18 protein-coding genes are annotated in these 20,809 nt (G+C 71.5%); 8 read left to right on the plus strand and 10 right to left on the minus strand.

What is annotated here, in order from left to right:
- Positions 1 to 50: 50 nt before the first annotated feature.
- A complete protein-coding gene (locus J2S42_RS31295; RefSeq protein WP_307244912.1) occupies positions 51 to 269 on the minus strand; it encodes a hypothetical protein in 219 nt (72 codons plus the stop codon).
- A gap of 85 nt (positions 270 to 354) precedes the next feature.
- Positions 355 to 1,998, minus strand: coding sequence for an ABC-F family ATP-binding cassette domain-containing protein (locus J2S42_RS31300; RefSeq protein WP_307244914.1), 1,644 nt, complete (start codon positions 1,996 to 1,998; stop codon positions 355 to 357).
- A 98-nt stretch (positions 1,999 to 2,096) separates the two neighbouring features.
- Between J2S42_RS31300 and J2S42_RS31305 the strand changes: the two genes are divergently transcribed.
- Both J2S42_RS31305 and J2S42_RS31310 read left to right on the plus strand, forming a co-directional pair.
- A complete protein-coding gene (locus J2S42_RS31305; protein ID WP_307244916.1) occupies positions 2,097 to 3,053 on the plus strand; it encodes a DUF4240 domain-containing protein in 957 nt (318 codons plus the stop codon).
- Between the two features lie 299 nt (positions 3,054 to 3,352).
- Positions 3,353 to 4,129 (plus strand): hypothetical protein, encoded by a 777-nt coding sequence (locus J2S42_RS31310; RefSeq protein WP_307244918.1) that lies wholly within the window; start codon positions 3,353 to 3,355, stop codon positions 4,127 to 4,129.
- A gap of 109 nt (positions 4,130 to 4,238) precedes the next feature.
- On the opposite strand, the gene J2S42_RS31315 is transcribed toward J2S42_RS31310, so the two are convergent.
- Positions 4,239 to 4,856: an FAD-dependent oxidoreductase gene (locus J2S42_RS31315; protein ID WP_307244919.1), complete on the minus strand. Its 618-nt coding sequence runs from the start codon at positions 4,854 to 4,856 to the stop codon at positions 4,239 to 4,241.
- A 48-nt stretch (positions 4,857 to 4,904) separates the two neighbouring features.
- Between J2S42_RS31315 and J2S42_RS31320 the strand changes: the two genes are divergently transcribed.
- From J2S42_RS31320 to J2S42_RS31330, 3 genes are all read left to right on the plus strand, one after another.
- Positions 4,905 to 5,093 (plus strand): hypothetical protein, encoded by a 189-nt coding sequence (locus J2S42_RS31320; RefSeq protein ID WP_307244921.1) that lies wholly within the window; start codon positions 4,905 to 4,907, stop codon positions 5,091 to 5,093.
- Between the two features lie 124 nt (positions 5,094 to 5,217).
- The gene (locus tag J2S42_RS31325) at positions 5,218 to 6,129 is read left to right on the plus strand and encodes an SCO2521 family protein (RefSeq protein ID WP_307244923.1); all 912 of its coding nucleotides are present in this window, start codon (positions 5,218 to 5,220) and stop codon (positions 6,127 to 6,129) included.
- A complete protein-coding gene (locus J2S42_RS31330) occupies positions 6,129 to 6,425 on the plus strand; it encodes a hypothetical protein (protein WP_307244924.1) in 297 nt (98 codons plus the stop codon). Before J2S42_RS31325 ends, J2S42_RS31330 begins: the two co-directional genes overlap by 1 nt.
- Here J2S42_RS31330 and J2S42_RS31335 read toward each other — a convergent pair.
- From J2S42_RS31335 to J2S42_RS31350, 4 genes are read right to left on the minus strand one after another with little or no spacing between them, the layout of a single operon-like run.
- Positions 6,409 to 7,380 (minus strand): SCO2522 family protein, encoded by a 972-nt coding sequence (locus tag J2S42_RS31335; RefSeq protein WP_307244926.1) that lies wholly within the window; start codon positions 7,378 to 7,380, stop codon positions 6,409 to 6,411. The two genes, J2S42_RS31330 and J2S42_RS31335, sit on opposite strands and share 17 nt — an antisense overlap.
- Positions 7,377 to 8,294, minus strand: coding sequence for an SCO2523 family variant P-loop protein (locus J2S42_RS31340; RefSeq protein WP_307244929.1), 918 nt, complete (start codon positions 8,292 to 8,294; stop codon positions 7,377 to 7,379). Before J2S42_RS31340 ends, J2S42_RS31335 begins: the two co-directional genes overlap by 4 nt.
- 1 nt (position 8,295) lies before the next feature.
- Positions 8,296 to 10,146: an SCO2524 family protein gene (locus tag J2S42_RS31345; RefSeq protein WP_307244930.1), complete on the minus strand. Its 1,851-nt coding sequence runs from the start codon at positions 10,144 to 10,146 to the stop codon at positions 8,296 to 8,298.
- Positions 10,147 to 10,155: 9 nt separating this feature from the next.
- Positions 10,156 to 10,920 (minus strand): SCO2525 family SAM-dependent methyltransferase, encoded by a 765-nt coding sequence (locus J2S42_RS31350; protein WP_307244932.1) that lies wholly within the window; start codon positions 10,918 to 10,920, stop codon positions 10,156 to 10,158.
- A 549-nt stretch (positions 10,921 to 11,469) separates the two neighbouring features.
- On the opposite strand from J2S42_RS31350, the gene J2S42_RS31355 reads away from it, so the two are divergent.
- Positions 11,470 to 12,504 carry a cytochrome P450 gene (locus tag J2S42_RS31355; protein ID WP_370879298.1) on the plus strand — a complete coding sequence of 345 codons (1,035 nt, stop codon included), beginning with the start codon at positions 11,470 to 11,472 and terminating at the stop codon, positions 12,502 to 12,504.
- 955 nt (positions 12,505 to 13,459) lie between these two features.
- Here the strand turns inward: J2S42_RS31355 and J2S42_RS31360 are convergent.
- Together J2S42_RS31360 and ggt are read right to left on the minus strand one after the other, a co-directional pair.
- Entirely contained in the window at positions 13,460 to 14,995 is a 1,536-nt protein-coding gene (locus J2S42_RS31360) for a metallophosphoesterase family protein (protein ID WP_307244934.1), read from the minus strand.
- Between the two features lie 200 nt (positions 14,996 to 15,195).
- Positions 15,196 to 16,941: a gamma-glutamyltransferase gene (gene ggt / locus J2S42_RS31365; RefSeq protein ID WP_307249144.1), complete on the minus strand. Its 1,746-nt coding sequence runs from the start codon at positions 16,939 to 16,941 to the stop codon at positions 15,196 to 15,198.
- A gap of 211 nt (positions 16,942 to 17,152) precedes the next feature.
- Here ggt and J2S42_RS31370 point away from each other — a divergent pair, with 211 nt between their 5' ends.
- Positions 17,153 to 17,428 (plus strand): hypothetical protein, encoded by a 276-nt coding sequence (locus J2S42_RS31370; protein ID WP_307244935.1) that lies wholly within the window; start codon positions 17,153 to 17,155, stop codon positions 17,426 to 17,428.
- Positions 17,429 to 17,470: 42 nt separating this feature from the next.
- Positions 17,471 to 18,811 (plus strand): APC family permease, encoded by a 1,341-nt coding sequence (locus J2S42_RS31375; protein ID WP_307244937.1) that lies wholly within the window; start codon positions 17,471 to 17,473, stop codon positions 18,809 to 18,811.
- Here the strand turns inward: J2S42_RS31375 and J2S42_RS31380 are convergent.
- Positions 18,789 to 20,672, minus strand: a complete 1,884-nt coding sequence (locus J2S42_RS31380; RefSeq protein ID WP_307244939.1) for a serine/threonine protein kinase — start codon at positions 20,670 to 20,672, stop codon at positions 18,789 to 18,791. The two genes, J2S42_RS31375 and J2S42_RS31380, sit on opposite strands and share 23 nt — an antisense overlap.
- Between the last annotated feature and the right edge of the window lie 137 nt (positions 20,673 to 20,809).

The raw sequence follows: 20,809 nt of genomic DNA on the forward strand, positions 1-20,809 counted from the left end.
CTCTCGCCGTACCCTCGGATGCCCTTGGGTTGTAGCAAACGGCGCCGGGGTCAGTCGCGGTAGGAGCGGTTGATCATGTCGAGGGCCCAGGTCATCCGGTGGGCGGCGGCCTCCGGGTGGTCGCCGAACTCGCCCGCGACCTCGCCGGCGCAGCCGCGGGCGCCGAGCCGGCCGAGCATGTCGACGACGGCCGCGCGGACCTCGATGTCCGCCGGGCGCTGGGATGCCTGCAGCCGGGATGCAAAAAGCGCGTCCGCGCGAGTGCTCACGGTGCACCTCCTGAAACGTCGTGCCTGGTGAGACAGCTAACCCGGTACGCGGTGCCGGTGGGGGTCGCGGGCGGTTGCGGAACGGTCACAGCGGTTCTTCGGTGACCGTGCCGGCGTCCACGGCGAGCCGCCGGCTGACCCGGACCGCGTCCAGCATCCGGCGGTCGTGCGTGACCAGCAGCAGCGTGCCGGGATAGCCCTCCAGCGCGGACTCCAGCTGCTCGATCGCCGGCAGGTCCAGGTGGTTCGTGGGCTCGTCGAGGACCAGCAGGTTCACGCCACGCGCCTGGAGAAGGGCAAGGGCCGCGCGGGTACGTTCGCCGGGCGACAGGGACGCGGCCGGGCGCAGCACGTGGTCGGCGCGCAGGCCGAACTTGGCCAGCAGCGTCCGTACCTCGGCCGGCGCCTGCTCCGGCACGTGGGCGGCGAACGCGTCCAGCAGCGAGTCGTCGCCGAGGAACAGCCCGCGCGCCTGGTCCACCTCGCCGACCACCACGCCGGAGCCGAGCGCGGCCGTGCCGGAGTCAAGGTTGAGCCGGGTAAGCAGAGCGGCGAGCAGCGTCGACTTGCCGGAGCCGTTCGCGCCGGTGATGGCGACCCGGTCCGCCCAGTCGATCTGCAGCGTGACCGGGCCGAGCGTGAACCCGCCGCGGGTCACCACGGCCTCCCGCAGCGACGCGACCACCGCACCGGCCCGGGGCGCGGCTGCGATGGTCATCCGCAGCTCCCACTCCTTGCGCGGCTCCTCGACCACCTCCAGCCGTTCGATCATCTTCTCGGTCTGCCGGGCCTTCGCGGCCTGCTTCTCGGTCGACTCGGCCCGGTGCTTGCGCCCGATCTTGTCGTTGTCCGTGGCCTTCCGGCGTGCGTTGCGGACGCCCTTCTCCATCCAGTTGCGCTGCATACGGGCGCGCGCCTCCAGGCCCTCGCGGGTGTCCGCGTACTCCTCGTAGGACTCACGGGCGTGCCGGCGCGCGGTCTCCCGCTCCTCCAGGTACGCCTCGTAGCCGCCGCCGTACGTGTTGACCTGCTGCTGTGCCAGGTCCAGCTCGACCACCCGGGTCACGGTCCGGGCCAGGAACTCGCGGTCGTGGCTGACCAGCACGGTCGCGGCGCGCAGGCCGGTGACGAAGCGCTCCAGCCGGCCCAGGCCGTCCAGATCCAGGTCGTTCGTCGGCTCGTCGAGCAGCACCACGTCATAGCGGCTGAGCAGCAGCGACGCGAGACCGGCGCGGGCCGCCTGGCCGCCGGAGAGCCCGGTCATCGGGTGGTCCAGGTCGACGGTCAGGCCCAGGTCGGCCGCGACCTCCTCGGCGCGCTCGTCCAGGTCCGCGCCGCCGAGGTCGAGCCAGCGTTCCAGCGCGGTCGCGTAGAGATCGTCGGCGCCCGGCCGCTGCTCGGTCAGCGCGAGCGTGGCCTCGTCCAGCGCCTGCTGTGCGGCCGCGACGCCGGTCCGGCGGGCCAGGAACGCGCGCACCGACTCGCCGGGCACCCGGTCCGCCTCCTGCGGCAGGTAGCCGACGGTGGCGGCCGGCGGGTTGACCTGCACCGTGCCCTGCTCGGCCGGGATCAGCCCGGCCAGCGTGCGGAGCAGCGTGGACTTGCCGGCGCCGTTCGCCCCGACCAGGCCGACCACGTCGCCGGGCGCGACGACGAGGTCCAGACCGGAGAAGAGGACGCGGTCCCCGTGGCCGGCGGCGAGTTCGCGGGCAATCATCGTGGCGGTCACAAGGTGAGCAGCCTACCCACTCCGATTCCACCCCGGAGGTACGGCCGAGCGGTTACGTTGTGCCTGGTGGCCGATGTGACAGGAGCGGGGTGACGGGCATGGATGAGCGTTCGTTCTGGACCGCTGTCGCGCTGCTGTCGGCGGAGGAGCTGGACGCCGCGGTCGCCACGCTCACCGCCGAGCTGGCCGGCCGGCCGATCAACGAGATCACCGCGTTCGCGGACCACCTGGCCGTGGTCGTGCACGCGATCGACACACCCGCGCACGCCGCGTACGTACCCGGCGGCGCGGAGGTGTTCCTGGCGGCCCGGTGCGCGGTGGTGGCGGCCGGCCGGGACACGTACCTGCGGGTGTTCGGCGACCCACCGGCGATCGCGGAGTTCGCGAGTCCCGGCGCGGAGTGGCTGCTCGCGGTGCCGGCGAACGCGTTCGAGCGGGCGACCGGCCTGGCCTGGACGCACGAGCCGCCGGTCAGCGTGGAGACCGGCAGCAACCCGCTCTGGTCGCCGATCACGGCGGACGACACGGACGAGGAGACCTGGCTGACGTACGGCGGCGGCCTGCACACCGTGCTCGGCACCCGACCCGCCTACGACGCCACCATGCAGGTGCTGATCGCGGCCGTGGACGCGGACCCGCGCTGGTGCCGCTGGTGGTCCCGGGCCGGCGTGCACACGCTCGACCTGGCACCGCTGTGGAGCGACGGCGACGCACCCGGCGTGACCGTGCGCCGCGGCGCCCAGCGCGTGGTGGTCGACGCGATCATGGATCCGCGTGGCTTCACCCGCACCGACCGCGCGTTCCTGCGCGAGCTGGCCCGCGCCGACCTGCTCACCATGCTGGAGGCGGTCCGGTCCGCGCTCGACCTCGACCCGCTGCCGTCCCTCCCGCGCACCCCCGACCTGCCGGACATGCCCGACTCGTTCGCCCCCGGCCAGGAGCTCCCCCGTCTCGACGTCGACGAGGTGGTCCGCTTCGCCGAGGAGGTCGGCGGCGTCGACCTGGAAGAACTCCGCCCGGTCCTGCACATGCTCGCCACCGACCCACCGCTCTAAGTGCTTCCGCACTGAGCGGACGAGCCACGATGGCCGGATGGAGCCTGGCATTCGGCTCATTCCCCGTTGCGGTGTCCGGGACGATGCGGTGCAATCGGAGTTCCCACGGGAGTGAGGAGTTCCATGGTGGTTCTCGTGAAGACCTGTTCCAGGCGCGCTCCGATGTCGACCGGGGCGGTGCCTCTGATTCGGTCGGCGTGGGCACCGTCGAGTGCTGCCGGAGTACGGGCGTGAGATGGCCTGCGGCCAACAGACGCATGGTGTGGGCATTTCTCTCCGCGATGGCCGTCGGGGCGCTCATGTACCTGACACTCGCCCTCTCCGACGCACCTTCGATGGTCGACGTCGCGCTCGCCGTCCTGGCTGCGGGCGGCGCGTTGATCGCTCAAGCGCAGGTGAGGCTCACGCGGCGGCTCGCCGCCGTAGAGGTGGTGACGCTGCCGGCCGATCCCATCAGCCGGATACTTCGCTACTCGCGGCAGATCACACCCGAGTCACCGTCGCTCGTGTACCACTTCGTCGAACAGGAATCCGAGCGGATGTCGGACTTCCTGAAGGAGATCGTCGAGCGCGGGGAGATTCACTATGACGGTGAGGACCGCGACTGGTTGCTGAGGCTGACCGACCACGCGCAGGTCACTATCGATGCGGTCAGCCTGGCGTCCGTTGACCGTGGCTTCTGGACGAGCGAGATCGGCACTCGTTACCTGGGTGCCCAACGCGCCGCCGTGGAGCGCGGGGTTAAGGTCCGCCGCATCTTCTTGATCGATCAGCCCGGTGGAGGCATCGAACCGGAGGTCCGTCGCACATGTGAGCAGCAGAGTCGGATGGGCATCGAGATCCGGACGCTCGATCGTGCCCGAATTCCCGAGGTCCGGCGGGTGGACGGCCTCGGGTTCATCATTTTCGACCGCCTGATGACCTACGAGATCATTCCCTCGTCGATGGAGGACAAGGCTCGGTCGGTCATCGCGGAGACCCGGCTGGTGCTGCGGGAGAAACGGGTGCAAAAGTCTACCGAGATCTACCGTGATCTGTGGGAGGAAGCTGCTGAACTACCCCCGCTCAGCCACTGACGATCAGCCCGGCAGCCTGAGGGCGATGTCGCGCACGTCGGCCGCGCACCCCCAGGACAGGCTGACGCCGTGGCCGTAGTTGTGCACCACGTGATGCCCGCCGACCAGTTCATGCTCCACCCGCACCGGGTCGCGCCGAGCGGATGCCGATGCGGTGCCCGAGAAACGGCAGGTCCGCGATCCGCGGGTCGATCAGCGCGCACCTGGCCCGAATCCGCGCGGCGACCGCGGCGTCCTCCGCGACGTCCGCCCGCCCGTGTTCGGCACTGCCGCCGAGCAGCAGCACCGGGCCCTGGGGCAGCAGGTACGTCACCTCGCGCAGGTCGTCGGTGTGCTCGGCGAAGAACTCGGTGAGGCCCGGGTTCGCCACCACGGCGAGCTGCCCGCGGATCGGCGTGACGGCCGGGTCTGGCACGAACTTCGCCGCGCCCAGGCCGGTGCAGTTAACTACGACCGGCGCCGCGGCGGCCAGGCGGCGCGCGTACCCGATCGAGATCGTGCCGCCGGCCGCCTTGAACCGGCGCTGCAGGTACTTGAGGTAGACCGGTATGTCGACGACGGGCGCGCGGTAACGCCAGCCGACCGTGAAGCCGGTCGGCAGCTCCGACGGTGCGCAGCGGCGGTATCCGGGTAGCGCGGCTGCGTACTCCGCCGGGGTGGTGCGGTCGCGGGAGGCCTCGATGCCGTCGAGCAGGCGGACGCCGGCGTCCGGTGACGTCGCGGCCAACTCCGCGAGTGTCCGATAGGCGACGTCACTCCACCGTGGTACCCGCTCGTGAGTCGCGTGAAGCGGTTCCGGATCGCCCCGGCACCGTACGATATGGACTTCGACGGCGGCGCCGCAGTGCGCACCTGCACGCTCATCCCGGCCTCTGCCAGCAGCACCCCCGTGGTGATTCCGGACACGCCGGCGCCGATGATCAGAACCGTGGTCATTCCGCGACAATATCCGGACGCTTCGTAGTCCGGCAGCGGTCGATGCTATGTCGTTTGTCGATATATCTGTATCGTGTCGCAATCAAAAAATGAGCGTTGCATCATCGATACGCGGTGCGGTGCAATCGGATAGTCGCGCGATTGAGGAATTCATGATGATCCTTGGTGAGATCCACACTGGGTTGTTACGCCACTCCACCCCGGTCGCCACGGGTCTGGCTCGGGACCTGCTCGACCTGGTCGCCGGCGAGGTGGTGCGGGCGTCCGAGCGGCCGATTTCCTGCGCGTGGTCACCCGACCTGGTCACCGGGGTGGACTGCCCGCTCGCCGGGACGTCCGACCGGGCCGTCGGAACGGTCCGGCACCGCGCCGTCCTCACCGGCGGCTGCATGGTGCAGGCGTCGGCGTACACGACGGTCGAGCCCGCGGCCGAGGTGCGGCGCCTGCCGTGGTCGCACTACATCTCGCGCCCCGGCCACGTGGAGGTGCTGGCGAAGACGCCGCCGGCCGGCCTCGCCGATGCCTTCCTGGCCGGCGAGCGCGGTCCGGGTGCGCTCGATCTCGGCGGCATCTGCGCCCGCACGATCGAACGGGTGCAAGCCTCGCCACGGCTCGACCGGCGGGTGGCGCTCCGGGTGCCGCGCACCCGGTTCCGCTGGGTCGCCACCGTGGGGCCGGACCGGGTGCACCTCCTGGTCGACGACGGTGACCTGCGCACACTGCGGCTCGCGCTGCCCGAGCTGCCGGCCGGCCGGATCGCCGACCTGTGCACGGACATCGCGCGGCACGACTGGCTGCTCAGCTCGCTGATCGAGGTGATTGGCGCGAGCGCGCTCGGCGTCCGGGCCCGCGGGGAGACGCTGCCCCGGCTGGCCCCGGCAATCGACACGCTGCTCCACCTGTGGATGCCCGCGGCCCTGCTGGACGACGGGATGGCCACGGTTTGGGCGTCCTTGGAGCGGCGGCCCGGCTTCACCCGGCAGTGGGCGACGCTGGTCGCCCGGATCCGCGACCAACTCTCGGTCGGCACTGTCGAGGCGCTGTCGGCCGGGGTGCGTGTCTGATGTGGACCGCAGCCCGGTCCCGGGTCGTGCGCCGGGTGGCGGTCACGCCAGCGATCGGCACGATGACGCACCTGGTGACCGACTTCTTCGAGCCGCCGCAGATCCTCGCGATCGCGCTCCCTATCCTGCTCGGCAGCGTCACGCTGATCGCCCAGTTCCTGATCGAGTTCGAGCAGCGGCTGGCCGGTGTCGAGGAGACCCAGCACCTCCGATCGCAGCGGATGGAGGACCCGGTCAAGGAACGCAGCCAGATCTTCGGCGAGCTGTGGGAGCTGGCCTCTACGCCCGCGAGGTGAAGACGTAGTCGATGCGGTCGACGACTTCGTCCGGGATTGTGATGCCCTCGGCTGCCGCGCGTGTCGCGACCTGTTCGGCCACGTCGCGCTGGACCGCGACCTGGCTCAGGATCACCCGCACCGCGGTCTCGATCTCGATGAAACGGGTGTCCAGCACCGAGGCGGTGCGGAGCGCGGTGAACGGCGCGGCCCGGGGCTCCCACTGGATCACGGCGGGCAGCTCGTGCCAGGACGCCGGCAGGTCCGCGCGGGTGGCCGGTTCCGGTCGCCAGACCGGCTCGCCGCGGTCGCGCAGCAGGCCCAGGCGGAGCAGCTGCCAGACCGCGGCCAGGAACGGGCACGCCCACAGCCGGCCGGTCTTGCGCTCCTGCCAGATCTCCACGTCGACGTAGATCGAGTGGTTCTTCACCGCGTTCTGCCGGGGCGGCTGCCAGCCGCGGGCCGCGTCCATCGCCTCGGACGCGGCGGCGCCGGTGGACGGCGGCTCGCCGTTGGAGAGCCAGCCGCTCTGGTGCGTGGGCGGGCGCGAGCCGTTCGTGCCGCGCGGCGGGTCGGCGACCAGCCGGCTCTCCACGATCCGGGCCACCTCGACGCCGTCCGTGGTCGCGCAGGCAGACTCGCGCGCGATGTAGTCGATCCGCAGGCCGGCCTCGTCCGCGGCGGCGGCCAGCTCCGGTATCACGTCGGCGGGCGAGCCGAACGGCGCGAAGTAGTCGTCGATCAGAAAGCAGGTGCTGATCCGGCTGGCCTGGCCGGGGCGGCTGTCCGCCTCCACCCGGCGCAGCGCGTCCGCCCACGGCCGGACCCGCCGGAACTGGGCGCGCAGTCGTTCCGGCCCGGCCGCGAAGTCCTCCATGTAGAGATGACCCAGCTCGATCGACAGGTGGGCGAGCGGCGTCGACCGTACCCTCGGGGTCGCGGTGGTCTCCGTGTAGGTCACCTCCGGGACGGTCACAGGCCCTCCCAGGCGTCGTCGTCGACGATCTTCTTCGCGAGCTTGTCCAGCGCGTCCACGGTCTGCTGGTTGGCCGCGTGCCGCTGCCACACGTCGCCGTCGGTGAGCAGCTGCTCGCGCCACTGCAGCACCGGGTCGAGCGGGATCTGGCCGAGCATCAGCGTGCGCCCGACCCGTTCCCGGGCGGCCTGCCGCTGCAGCTCCTGGTTGCACGCGTCCACCCAGGCCAGCTGCTCCGGGCGGAGCCCGGCGTAGTCCGGCGACCGTGGGTCGACCACCGCGGTCCGCACGAAACGCACTGAGTTCGCCAGCCGCCGGGGGTCGTGGCCGCGGTCCTCACCGATCCGCAGGATGCCGCGCTCGCCGTAGACCAGGCTGGCCGCGGCGCCGATGTGCTGGCTGGTCCACCGGTGGAAGACCAGCCACCGGTGCCGCAGGTGGGCCAGCTCGGTCCGCGCGGTCGCGGCCAGTGCGATGTCGATCGCGTACGACCGGCCCGCGCTCAGGTCGACCAGGCAGAGGTCGAACTCCTCGTCCAACCGGAGGAACAGCTCCGTGCACCGGTCGACGATCTCGCCGGTCGACGCGAACTCACCGCCACCGGCGTCGCCCGGGAAGAGCATCAGCCGGCCCGCCCCGGCTGGCCGGCTGCGCAGGCTCGGCCGCTGCGACTCGGTCCACACGTTCAGCCGGCGCGGTGACGCGCTCTGGCCGCGCAGGTAGGAGTGCATGCCGTCGTGCGGCACCCTGGCCTGCGCCGCGGAGATCTGGAAGATCGCGCCCGCGGTGGGGGAGCCGAAGTCGAAGTCGAGGTAGCAGGCGTCGCCGCCCTGCAGTGCGTGCCGGTAGACCACGTTGCTGCTGGTCACCGAGCGCCCGGTGCCGCCCTTGTCGGACGTGGCGAAGACGAGCATGTCACACCGGCTCGGCGGTGGCCTCGCGCGCGGCGGCGAGGCGGTCGAGCCGGATCAGCACGTCCTCGGCCAGCGCCTTGGCGCTGCCCGGCCGCTGCCGCAGGATCCGGCGGGCTCGCTGGAGCTGGCGGTTGACCTGCTCCAGCTCGGTGCGCAGCCGCTCGCCGCGCTGCGCGAGGCCGTTGAGCTGTTCCTGGTCGTACAGGTGCTCGGCCTCGATCAGGAGGTCGGCTGCGATGTCGGTGAGCCGCTCACTGCGCGGCGGCGAGCTGCGGATCACCTGGGCGGCCTGGATCAGGCAGTCGACCACGCGTTTCGTGTAGTACCAGGAGGGGAGCATGGGCTTGGCGTCGATGTCGAACACCCGGGACGGGTCGTCCCACAGGTCCGCGGCGCGGTCGTCGGTGAGCCGCCGGTCGGTGAGGTGTGCCCAGACCCGGCCGGCCAGCGACGTGGCGCTCTGCCGGGCCTCGTTGTCGGAGAGCAGCCCGGCCAGGTGCACGGTGCGCTTGAGCAGCACCGGCGCGAAGTCGGACGCGATCCAGCCGAGCTGCGGCCCGCCGGCCTTCTCGCTGCCGACCAGCACGAAGCTCTCACCGGGATGGTGCAGGCGGATCGCCGCGTCGCCCTCGAACGGGCGGCGGGTGATCCGGCTGCGGTTGGCCAGCTCGTCCAGCACGGCGCCGACCCGGGCGAGGTCCGCGTCGGACGCGCGCCGGGTGATCAGGTCCTGCACCACCATGCCGCTGATCAGCAGGTTGAGGTAGTCGGACTCGCGGCCGTCGGTCCCCACCCACGGCAGGTCCTCCAGCGGCCACCGATCGGAGCCGAACGTGCCGACCACCGACCAGTACGACTGGGTGAGGTCCCAGCGCAGTTGCAGCGCCTGCGCGAGGCGCAGCTGGTCCTCGTTGAGCAGGCCGAGCAGCCGGGTGCGCTCGGAGAACAGCGACCGGATCGCGTCCAGCGCGACCACCGTGAAGTACAGGTACGGCTTCGGCTCGGCCACGCCGTCGGGCTGACGGCCGATCGGGTCCGTTCCCTCGATCGGCGGCGCGTTCTCCACCAGCCCCCAGGACCAGCCGCACTCGAACAGCCGGTTCGGGTCGTCGAGCAGGCTGCCCTCCTCGGCACCGGAACCGATGGTGACGTCGTCCCGCAGGCGGGCGTTGATCTCCCGCAGCGAGAGCCGGAGCTCCTCCACGATCTGGCGTTCCGGCAACCGGCCCTGGTTCGTGGTCTTCAGCAGCTGCCGGCCCTGCTCGTCGGTGGTGTCGAAGACGTTGACCGCGAAGCTGCGCAGCAGGCCGACCATGGCCGCGGTGAGCCGGACGCTCGCCATCCGCTCCAGCCGGTCGACCTGCTGCCGCAGCGTCTCCCGGGTGACCACGGCACGGAACGTCTTCGCGAAACCGATGGTCGCGAGCATCAGCGTCACGGAGATCGAGAACGAGTCGACCACGTCCAGCGCACGCTGCTCCGGCTTGATCTCGTCGGCCGTGTGCGGCTCCGCGGCGCTGAAGTACGTGTCCCCGGAGAACAGCGGCGTGCCGTCCGGCGCCGTGTACTTCTCCAGGTACTCCGTGATCAGTGAGACCAGCCGTTTCGGCACCTCGAGGTGATCGCCCAGCGCGGCCAGTGAGCCGATCACGTCGTCCTCGGTCTCGTCCGGCCGGTCGATACGGAACGTGGGCACGTCGGCGGCCGGTGCCATGACGCAGAGCAGCTGCTCCGCGTCGCTGATCGAGTTGCTACCGTCGCGCCCGCCCCAGCGCCACTCGGCGCCGCCACCGGAGTAGCTGGCGAACGCGCGCCAGATCTCCAGGAGGTGCTGGCGAGGTTGGACATCCATCCCGGCTGCTCACTTCCTGTGAGACGCGCTGCCTCTACCTGCGAAACCCGTCACGACGATCATTCCCTTGTAGCCGTCGCGCAGTGTCGTGTCGTCCACCGTGTGCAGATTGACATTATGGGTCAGGCCCGCAAGGCAGCGCTCGATGTCGTTCTCGTCCACCGCCAGCGCGGGAAACTCCAGCGTGCCGACCTTGTAACCCTGCGATTCCTTCATGAAGGCGGCGACGAATGGGGCGGACCGCTTGAGAGACCCCACGAAGTTGCGGGTGGCCCGCTCGAACTCGTGCCGGTTCTGCGTGATCGACTCGGCGACGAAGAACATCGTCCCCATGTCGAACGCGCCGTTCTGCGGCAGCGTGAAGACGTTGCCCGCGACGATCTCGGTGCGATCGCTGATCGCGGTGGACGGATCCGCGATCACGTCGTAGGCCGGGCGGCCGGCCCGCAGCCGCGCGGTGAACTCCGCCCAGCTCGGGCTGGGTGACGCCTGCTGGCGCGCGAGCCAGGCACGGTTCGTGCGGGCGCGCTCGAACAGCGTTACCCGATCGGCCCACGGCAGCATGGACAGCGAGGGGTAGAGGTTCGTTCCGGTGCCGACGTCGATCGCCAGCCCGTGCCGGCGCGGCTGGGCCGAGGAGAAGAACCTGCCGAGATGATCAAGAATCTCGGCGTCCGCCCGGCGCACGCTGTCATAGTTGTGCTTGAAGTACAAGTCAGAGTCGAAAGCGTCCCACGCCCACTCCGCGTTCGACCGAGTCTGCGTATCGGTCATAACCGACTGTAACTCCCTCGTTTTGATCGCGAGTCCCCAACTTGGGATCCGGGTCGACTCCGAGGATGCATGGTGACTCGCTTTTCGATGCCCGGTCCTCGTCGGTGAGCGAGGGCATGTGAGGGATCTTATGGTGCTGTCACTGTGGTGGAGTCGATCGAGTGACCAAATTGGACGGGCCTAGTTATACACCATCTATGTGCGCTTTCGGGGGCATCCGTGAACTCTCGCTGAATCGGGTGTGGCGCACCCCGTCAAGCATGATGGGCGGTGTCCAGCACTCTTAATGCTCCCGAGATTGCTCTTCAGTCGATCAGATCATCCGGTCTACGGTGAAACCGAATCGCCGCACGCCCATCCACTGCGAATGACCTTCGACGATGGGGTGGCCGCAGATGACCGCTCCCCGCCTCCGGACCACCCGCACCTGTCCCTTCGCACCGCCCGAGGAGCACGAGCGGCTGCGCGACCGGGAGACGCCGGCGAAGGTCACCATGCCGGACGGCGAGCAGGCCTGGGGCGCTCGGCCGCCTCGACCACATCCGTGCGATGCTCTCCGACCCCCGGTTCAGCTCCGACCGCCGGCTCCCCGGCTTCCCCTCGCTCACCGAGGACCGCCTGCGGGCCGCGCCCGCCCGCCGTACCCCGCTGGTGATGATGGACCCGCCGGAGCACGGATCGGCGCGGCGGGCCGTGGTCGGGGAGTTCACCGTCCGGCGGATGGAGGCGCTGCGCCCGCGGATCCAGCAGATCGTCGACGAGTACATCGACGCGATGCTCGCCGGGCCGCGCCCGGCCGACCTGGTCGCGGCGCTGTCCCTGCCGGTGCCGTCGCTGGTGATCTGCGAGCTGCTCGACGTGCCGTACGCGGATCACGACTTCTTCCTGGCCGCCTCTGCGACGCTGCTCAGCCTGTCCGCGCCGGCCCGGGAGCGCGCGGCCGCGGCCGAGGCGCTGCACGTCTACCTGGCCGGCCTGATCGCGCGCCGCCGCGAGCACCCGGGCGACGACCTGCTCAGCCGCCAGCTCGCGAAGTCGGACGACATCGAGGCGCTGGTCTCGCTCGGCTTCCTGCTGTTGCTCGCCGGCCACGAGACCACCGCGAACATGACCTCCCTCGGCGTGGTGGCGCTGCTCGGCCACCCGGACCAGCTCAAGGCGATCACCACGGACCCGTCCCGTACGCCGGCCGCGGTCGAGGAGCTGCTGCGCTACCTCACGATCGCGGAGTTCGCCACGTCCCGGGTCGCGCGCGAGGACGTCGAGCTGGGCGGCGTGCTGATCCGCGCGGGCGAGGGCGTGGTCACGCTCGGCAACGCGGCGAACCGGGACCCGGCCGCGTTCCCGGACGGCGCCGACCTGGACGTCGCGCGCGGCGCGAGGCACCACATCGCGTTCGGCTTCGGCCCGCACCAGTGCCTCGGGCAGAACCTGGCCCGCCTCGAACTCCAGATCGTCTTCGACACGCTGTTCCGCCGCGTGCCGGGCCTGCACCTGGCCGTGCCCGCGGACGACCTGTCGTACAAGGACGACGCGACGATCTACGGCCTCTATCGCCTGCCGGTCACCTGGGACGCGGCATGACCTCAGAAGCGTGATGTACCCGCTTCCGGCGGCGCGGGTCCCGCATGCTGCAGATCTGGCACCCGCACCACCGAGCCGGCGGCCGCCGCACCTCACGCCCGAAATATCACGATAGGGGACGAGGCGCCCGGCGGCTCTCCGCCGGCCCGGCGCGAAGGCACCGCCGCCGACCCTGAGTGATCACTCAGTGGCGCGAAAAGGAGATCAAATATCGAAGTTGATCGCCATTTCGCGCCACTGATTGATCACTCAGTCGGGCGGGCGGGATTCCCGCGGATACGGACACTCGAAAGCGTCGCCAGATATGGCGATATTTCGGACGCGGGCTTCGCGCGCGCTCCGAAGCAGCCACTGCGCAGCGCCGCGCCGCGCGGCCCGACGCGGCGCGGCGCGGCGCGTTCGTGTGGTGCTCGGCGCGCGCCCGTGCCAGGCCGGGTCGCACCTTCGGGTCGGGTCGGGTATCCGGGCCGGATCGGGTATCCGGGCCGGGGCCTTCGCGTTGGGCCGGGTATCCGGGCGGGGTCGGGTCTCCGCGCGGGCCGGTCTCCGGGGCGTGCCGTGTGCCTTCGGGGGTGGGGCCTTGCGCCGGTTGCGAGGTATTTCGGCTGGCTGCCTGGGGCGAGGGGTGCAGAGGGAAATGTGGGTGTTTGGGTAGGGCGGGTGGTCAGGTAAGCAGAGCAAAGCGATGACGATGGAGGGCTTACGGCCACAGACCGGCAGGGAGAAACCGCGGCGACGACCGGCGCCCCATGCCACTCGGCCTATTTTGATCTTGAAGCGGATCCGGTGCGGCCACGAGTCCCCGGCCGGCGCAGATGCCGAACCGTGCGGTTCGGCGCGGCAGGGAGCAGACGCGGCGGGGTGCTTTGCAGAACCCATGTCAGAGTCCGTGATCAACTTAAGCTAAGTGTCATCGGGCCCCGGTCGTCGCTGGCGCTCCTGGAGAAGGAACCCGTCAGAGCGGGAACTCGTCGAAGAGCACCACGTCGCCGCCGGTCGCGGTGTCGTAGCGGTAGGAGCGCACCACGCCGGCGGCCGAGTCCAGCAGCGTGAACACGGTGATCTCGTCGCTGGCGACGAACGGCAGCGGCTCGCCGCCGGGCCCGGTCAGCGGCGCCACCGTCGGCAGCACCGGCTCCAGCCCGCCCGGGTCGCCCTGCAGCACGTAGTCCGGCCCGTCCGGCGCGATCCGGGTCCGGCCGGAAAGCTCGTGGTACGCGCCCCACGTGTTGCCCACGTTCGACGTCTCCAGCCAGTTGACGCCGGCGTCGTCACGGAACCGGGCCCACACGTGCGAGTGCCCGTTCAGCACCAGGTTCACGTAGTACGCGGAGAACACCGGCGCGAGATCCCGCAGGACGTAGTCGCCGGCCAGCGGATACTCGTATCGGATCCCGTCGTCCGTGATCACCCGCACCGGGTCGGTGTAGGCCGGTACCGAGTTGAAGCCCAGCCCGTGGCTAGGGTGGTGGAACATCACCACGCGGTGGCGCGCGTCCCGCGCCTCGGCCGAGGCCAGCGCGGAGACCAGGAACGCGTACTGCGGCGACCCCTTGCCGATCGGCGCGAAGATGAACCGCCCGTGCCCCCACCGCTCCGGCGCGTCCCGGTCCGCGGGCCGCTCGGCGTAGGTGCCGCGGGTGCCGGGCCGCTCCGGACGCCAGATCTCCGTGCCGAACAGCGACACCACGTAGACGTCGCCGATCGTCCGCGCCCACCAGCGCGGCCCGCCGGTCTCGCTGGCCGGGACCGGGAACATCGCCTCGTACGTGCTCACGTCCCAGTCGCCCGGCACCGCGTCGTGGAACTGCGCGTCCAGCGTCGGTGACGGCGTCCGGCGGATCACCTCGTGGTTGCCGATCGTCGGGTAGAGCGGCGCGGACGAGATGATCGGAGCGCCGGTGAACGTGCGCCCGCCCGCGGTCCACGACGCCCGCCCGCCGAACGCGGCGAAGAACGCGCGCCCGTTCGCGTGGTCGAACCAGTCGCTGGCCCGGTCCACCACGTTCACCATGTCGCCCGCGAAGAGCACGCCGTCCAGGTCGCCCGCGGTCTCCGCGGCCAGCTCCAGGTTCGCCGGGACCATCGGGGCGAGCTGGTGGTCGCTGGTGAGCAGCAGCCGCACCGGCGTCCCGGCCGGCACCGCGCCGCGCAGCGTGTGCACCGCCGAGAACGCGGCCTCGCCGCCGGGCCGGACCGACATCACCCGGTACGCCGTGCGCCGCTCCGGCAGCGCGTCCACCACCGCGAGCTGGCGGTGCACCGGCCGCTCGACCGGCCCGCCGGGCGTGTCCTCGCGCATCCGCTCCAGCCGGCTCGTGGCCGCCGGCACCACCCGCACGTCGTGCAGCGTCGCCGGGGTGACGGCCGCGAGCACGTCCGCCGGCCCGATCAGCACCGCGTTGACCGTGCCCGGCTCCGCGGTGTGCCAGACGACGGTGACGGACCCGGGCCGGGGATCGAGCAGGTACGGCTCGCAGAGCAGGTGCATGATCCCAGGCTATGAAGTCCGCGGCGCAGCACCGGTGAATGTGGCGTGTCCGCCCGGTGAGCAGCCGCACACGAGAAAAGGGTTGACCACCCACGGGGGAAGGTGGTCAACCCTTTATGCGCTCAGCGTACGACTCCTACGCCAGGAACGCCAGGCCCGATTTCGTCTTTCGCTTCACCGCCCGGCCATCCCCGCGTCTCCTAACGGCCGGACCGCACCACCCCGGCGGCGCCGACGCCCCGCCGGACCGGTTCCGCCACGGCCGTGAGCTGCCCGTTCGGCCCGAACTCGATCGCGGTCGCGGCACCGATCTCGGCCGTGGACGTGAACGCCGGATGCCCCAGCGCGGTCAGGTCCGCGCCGTACGCGGCGATGAACGCGGGCTCGGCCTGCGGCGTCGCGGAGTTGCGCTGCGACGCCCGCGGCGCGGCCACCGCCTCCGGCAGGGTCATGCCCAGGTCGATCCGGTTGACCAGGATCTGCAGCACCGTGGTGATGATGGTGGCGCCGCCCGGCGAGCCGACCGCCACGAACGGCTTGCCGTCCTTGAGCACGATCGTCGGCGACATCGAGCTGCGCGGCCGCTTGCCCGGCGCGGGCAGGTTCGGGTCGGCCGCGGTGCCCTGGGTCGGCGTGAAGTTGAAGTCGGTCAGCTCGTTGTTGAGCAGGATGCCGCGGCCCGGCACCACGATCCCGGCACCGCCGATCTGCTCGATGGTGAACGTGAACGACACCACGTTGCCCCACCGGTCGGCCACGGTCAGGTGCGTGGTGCTCCGGCTCGCGTCCGTGTCCGCGACGCCGGCACCGGCGGGGGAGCAGCCGGTGTACGACCCGTCCGGCGTGCCCGGCGCCACCGGCTTGGGCAGCGCCGAAGCGCCGATCACGCATCGCCGCTCGGCCGCGAACCGATCGCTGAGCAGTTCGTCCAGCACACCGCGGCGGGTGTTGTCGCCGACGTATCGGTTCCGGTCCGCGAACGCCAGCGCGGACGCCTCCAGGTACCGGTGCAGCGCGTCCGCGTCGTCCAGCGCGCCCAGGTCGTACCCCTCGAGGATGTTGAGCGCCTCGCCCACCGCGGTTCCGCCGCTGGACGGCGTGGCCATGCCGTAGACGTCCAGCCCGCGGTAGCCGGACCGGGTCGGTGCCGGGAACCGCGCCTGGTAGCGCGCGAGGTCGCGGACCGTCATGCCGCCGGGCCGGATCGGGTGCGTCCAGGTGCCGATCGGCGTGTCCGACACCGGCGGCGCCTGCACGGTCGCCGCGATGTCGCGCGCGATCGCCCCTTCGTAGAACACGTCCGGGCCGCGCTTCGCGATCAGCCGGTACGTGTCCGCCAGGTCCGGGTTGCGGAACGTGGAGCCGACCGCGGGCGGCGTGCCGCCGGGCAGGAACAGCTCGGTGGACGAGCCGAACTGCCCGAAGATCGCCGCGTTCGCCGTGACCTGCGCGTTGAACGTCGCGTCCACGGTGAAGCCGCGGTCCGCCACGTCCGCGGCCGGTCGCAGCAGCTCGCCGAGCGACCGGGAGCCCCACCGGTCCGCCGCCGCCGCCCAGATCGCGAGCGTGCCCGGCACGCCGACGGAGAGGCCGCTGACCCGGGCCGCGTTGAAGTCCAGCGCCGTACCGTCGGGGTTCTGGAACGAGTTCTCCCGCATCGACGCGGGTGCGGCTTCCCGGCCGTCGATCGTGTGCACCCGCCGGGTGCGCGCGTCGTAGTAGACGAAGAACCCGCCGCCGCCGATGCCGGCCGAGAACGGCTCGGTCACACCGATCGTCGCGGCGGCCGCGATCGCGGCGTCGACCGCGTTCCCGCCGCGCCGCAGCACCTCAAGACCGACCGCGGTGACGGTCGGGTCGACCGAGGACACCGCGCCGCCGTACCCGGTGGCGGTGGGGGAGATCGGGGGTCGATAGGAAGCGGCCGCCGGAGCGGCACTGATCATGGTCGCGGAAAGCGTGGCGGCGGTGAGCGCCGCGAGAAGCTTCACAGTGGCCCCTCCGAACGGGATCGACGGATGTCAGATCAAGGCCTACCGCCCACCATCGGCGGATGCAAGCGCACACGCGACCGCGGGTAGCACTTCGGTTGCCGTCCGGTTGTATGCGCCCGGCGGACCTTCCCCGGGAAGCACCCTGTTTCCTACCGTCGACACCATGCGCGACAACGAGAAGGTGCGGTTCGACCCCACCGCTCCGGACATCCGCCCGGTCGGCTGGCAGGTGCAGATGCGGATCGACTGGGTGGTGACCCAGGTGATGGCGACGCATCGCGGCCTGCCCGAGGACCAGGTCCGCATCGAGCTCGCCCAGCGGCTGCGCGGCATGGGCGCGGCGGCCGGCCAGCGTCAGGTGGACAACTACGCGCGGGCCATCTCCGCGCTGCCGTCGCTGCCCGCGACCGGAACCGCCACGGACACCGCCGGCCGGTAACCGTACGTTTACCGATCATGAAACGGCGGCACTTCTGCCGCCATGACGACGGCCACGGAGCCCCGCGAGCCCACCGAGCTGCGCCGCGTGATCAGCCGGCCGGTGCTGACCTTCTTCATCCTCGGCGACGTGCTGGGCGCCGGCATCTACTCGCTGACCGGCGAGGTCGGCGCGGACTCCGGCGGCGCGATCTGGGCCAGCTTCCTGATCGCGTTCGCGCTGGCGTTCCTCACCGCGTTCGCCTACCTCGAACTCGTCACGAAATATCCGCAGGCGGCCGGCGCCGCGCTCTACGTCGACCGCGCGTTCGGCATCCGGGCGCTGTCGTTCATGGTCACGTTCGCCGTGATGGCGTCCGGCGTCACGTCCGCCGCGTTCGCGGCCAGCCGGGTCGGCGGACGCTACTTCACCGGCCTCACCGGCGTCGAGAACCCACCGGCCGTGCTGATCGGCATCGCCGCGATCCTGCTGGTCGCGGCCGTGAACCTGTGGGGCGTCGCGGAGTCCATGCGGGTCAACGTGGCGATCACCTGTATCGAGCTGGCCGGTCTGCTGTTCATCATCGGTGTCGGCGGCTGGGTGCTGGCCACCGGCGGCGGCGACCCGGGCGCCGCGTTCGAGTTCTCCGGCACCGGCTTCGGCGTGGTCACCGGCCTGCTGGCCGGTGCCGCCACCGCGTTCTACGCGTTCATCGGCTTCGAGGACTCCGCGAACCTGGCCGAGGAGGTCACCGAACCGCGGAAATGCTTCCCGCCCGCGCTGGTCACCGGCCTGGTGCTGGCCGGCGTCGTCTACCTGCTGGTCGCGTTCACGGCCGCGATGACGGTGCCGCTGGACACGCTGGTCGAGTCCTCCGGCCCGCTGCTGGAGGTGGTCCGGACCGGCGTGCCGGACCTGCCCGCCGACCGGGTCTTCTCGGCCGTCTCGATCATCGCGGTCAGCAACACCATGCTGATCAACATGCTGATGGCGTCCCGGCTGCTCTACGGCATGGCCAACCGCGGCGTGCTCCCGCCGATGTTCGGCCGGCTCGGCGCGCGCCGCACGCCGTGGGTGGCGATCGCGTTCACCACGGCCGCCGCGATCCTGCTGCTGATCGCGGTGGACGACCTCGGCGACCTCTCCGACACCACGGTACTGCTGCTCACCGGCGTGTTCCTGGCCGTCAACGTGTCCGCGCTGGTGCTCCGCCGGGACACCGTCGCGCACGACCACTTCCGCGCGCCGACCGTGGTGCTGGTGCTCGGCGCGCTCGTCTCCGCGATCTTCCTGCTCCCGATGGTCCGCGACGCCGGCGTCTACCTGCTGGCGTTCTGGCTACTGCTCGGCGGCGCGGCGCTCTGGGCGATCAACTGGGCGGTCACCCGGTCGACCGCACGCTGATGTCGCTGACCCGCACGGTGTAGGGCGGCGGCGGGCCGTCCTGCGCGGTGCCGGACACGCCGAGCGTCACCTTCCCGGCCGGGAGCCGCCCGGCCAGCGGGATGATCGCGACCTGTTCCGTGCCACGCCACACCGTGACCCGCTCCGCACCGGCCCGCATGGTCAGCTCGACCGGCTCGCCGAGCGCGATCGGGCTGGTCAGCGCCTTCGCACCGATCTCGGTCTTGGTGCCGGTACCGGTCGGCTGCCGGTCCAGGCGCAGCGTGTCCTGGCAGACGTGCAGCACGTAACCGTCCGGGTCGTTCACGCTGAGCCAGAACGACGCGCACGCGCCCGGCGTGATCAGCGTGGCGGTGGCAGCGATCTCCAGGTCGCCGCCGAACGCGGTGGCCGGCCCGGTGCACCGGAACCAGCCGTCCGACTGCTTGGTGATCTCCAGGGAGTCGTTCGTGAACCCGCAGATACCACCGAACTCCGTGCTTGCCGTCCAGTTCGCGCCGCCGGTCAGCGGGTCGGTGACCGCCTTGCCGCCCGCGCCGGTCGGCAGCGGGTCGGGCAGCGCGTCGCCGGTGAAGGACTCGCCGTCGGGCGCCGTCGCGCCGGGCAGCACCCCGCCCGCGCCCGCGGGCGCCGGGCCGCTCGGGCGCGTGCCGGCCTGGTTCACCTCCCCGCCCGGATCGTCGCCGCGCGTCGCCAGCGGGATCGCGATCGCGGCCCCGATCGCCGCCGCGGCCAGCACGCCCGCCACGATCGCGACCAGCCGGGCTCGCTTCCCGCCCGTGCCGCCCCGGCCGGCCCCGAGGCCCCCGGCGGCTGCCAGGCCGGCGGCCGCTGCCGGGTCGCCGGCGGCCGGGGCACCGGCGGCCGGGGTACCGGACGCGCCCGAGGCGGACGGCACCGCGGCCACCGGCTCCGCGACCGCGTCGACGGCCGGCGTCACCACCGCGACCACCTCGGCCGGCGGGAGCTCGTCCGTGGCCTCGCCGCTGCCGTCCAGCAGCATGTCGAGCAGTTTGCGCGCGGTCGGCCGGTCCTCCGGCTTCTTCGACAGCGCCGCCGCCACCACCTTGCGCAGCTCCGGCGTCAGGCCCTCCAGGTCGGGCTCGGCCGAGATGATCCGCATCGCGGTCAGCGGCATCGACGCGTCCTGGAACGGCGTGCGCCCGGTCCCCGCGTACATCACCACGGCGCCCCACGCGAAGATGTCGGCCTTCGGCGTGGTCGGCGCCGCCTTGCCGGCCGTGTCCAGGCGCTCCGGCGGCATGTAGGCGACCGTGCCCAGCATCTCGTGCGTCTTGGTGACGTTGCTGGTCGCGTCCGTCGCCCGGGCGATGCCGAAGTCGATCACCTTGGGGCTGCCCGGTGGCAGCAGCACGTTGCGCGGCTTCAGGTCCCGGTGCACCACGCCGGCGCCGTGGATCGCGACCAGCGCGGTCGCCATGCCGATCGCCAGCCCGTGCAGGTTCGCCGGGGTGAGCGGCCCCTGCTCCTTGACCACGTCCGCCAGGCTCGGCCCGTCCACGAACTCGACCACGAGGTACGGGTGCTCGTGGTCCGGGTCCGCGTCCAGCACCTCCGCGGTGCAGAACGGCGGCACCTGCTTGGCCCGGTTCACCTCGCTGCGGAACCGCCGCCGGAAGTCCGGCTCGGCCGCCAGATCGGCCCGGATCACCTTGACCGCGACCTGCCGTCCCTCCGCGTCCTCCGCGAGGTAGACCGTGCCCATGCCACCCTCGCCGAGCCGCCCCTTGATCTGGTACTTACCCAGCTCAGTAGGGTCGAGCGAGTGCAACGGCGAGATCTTGGCACCGCGCGAGACGTCCGCCGCGCCCTCGTCCGGCGCAACTCGAGGCGATTTCACTCGGCACAAGTTACTAGGTGCGCCTGATCCGCAGGATGCGCCCACCGCCCCTTTCCGACCACTATCGACAGATGCGCCACACTCGGCAACCGAACGGGTGACGAGGCGTGTCTCATACCGCCGACTTCTCGATCCTC

The sequence above is a fragment of the Catenuloplanes indicus genome, assembly GCF_030813715.1.
GTDB lineage: Bacteria > Actinomycetota > Actinomycetes > Mycobacteriales > Micromonosporaceae > Catenuloplanes > Catenuloplanes indicus.